At 78.3% G+C, this 452-nt stretch carries 1 protein-coding gene; it reads left to right on the forward strand.

Going from position 1 to position 452, the window contains the following annotated elements:
* Positions 1 to 452 (forward strand): SseB family protein (locus N864_RS23045; protein ID WP_034723128.1); only part of this gene is annotated, 452 nt, incomplete at both ends.

Genomic DNA, 452 nt, shown 5'->3' on the forward strand with positions numbered 1-452 from the left:
GGGCCCGTCCCCCGAGACGGAGCGCGTGGCGCTGGGCCGGGTCGCCGCCGCCCGCTGGCTCGTGCCGGTCGTCGCCGTCGCGAGCGAGGTCACCGAGTCCGCCGGCGTCCGGTCCGACACCCGCAGCGACATGGCGACGGTGACCCTGACGGCCCCGGACGGCTCCCGCGCGCTGCCGATGTTCTCCTCCCTGGCGGCCCTCGCCGACTGGGACCCGTCGGCCCGGCCGGTTGCGGTTCCCGCGGCCTCGGCCGCCCAGGCGGCCATCAGCGAGGGCTGCGACGTCCTCGTCGTCGACGTCGCCTCCGCCCACGCGGTCGTCCTGCGGTCGAGCATGCTCTGGGCCCTGGCCCAGCAGCGGGAGTGGCTGCCCAGCCACCTCGACCCGCACGTCGCGAGGGCCGTCGCCCGGGCCTGCGACGACGAGCCCGCGGTCACGCGGCACCGGCTCG

Source organism: Intrasporangium chromatireducens Q5-1 (assembly GCF_000576575.1).
GTDB classification, from domain to species: Bacteria; Actinomycetota; Actinomycetes; order Actinomycetales; family Dermatophilaceae; genus Intrasporangium_A; species Intrasporangium_A chromatireducens.